General features: G+C 40.9%; 1 protein-coding gene. It reads right to left on the bottom strand.

What is annotated here, in order from left to right:
* Positions 1-64: 64 nt before the first annotated feature.
* Positions 65-250 (bottom strand): BofC C-terminal domain-containing protein, encoded by a 186-nt coding sequence (locus FS736_RS23530; RefSeq protein ID WP_144481531.1) that lies wholly within the window; start codon positions 248-250, stop codon positions 65-67.
* Between the last annotated feature and the right edge of the window lie 68 nt (positions 251-318).

Here is a 318-nt window from a genome sequence, read left to right as displayed (position 1 = left end):
ATCCAGTAATAAAATCTCTAACAAACCTTGCAAAACCCAAATAACAGCCACTCATCCCCCCTCTTTAATCTAACTCTTTCACCCTATATCGTTTAAACCTCTCCAACACCTCCTCATACCATTGTTTACTGCACATCCCAATTCCCTTTTTCAATTCATCCCCCTTCATCCTCTCAACTCTCCCAACCTCCATTTCCAACAACCATTCAATAATATTCCAACCATCACCCCTTCCATTAAAAATACTCACTACCCCTTCATCTCACACCCCCAAATATCCATTTCCCTTCACAACCCCTCAAATATCATCAACATCCT

Origin of the sequence: Cytobacillus oceanisediminis 2691 (genome assembly GCF_007678455.1) — a bacterium.
GTDB classification, from domain to species: Bacteria; Bacillota; Bacilli; order Bacillales; family Cytobacillaceae; genus Mesobacillus; species Mesobacillus oceanisediminis_A.
The sequence above is the reverse complement of the archived record's forward strand: the minus strand, read 5'-3'. Positions and strand labels throughout refer to the sequence as shown.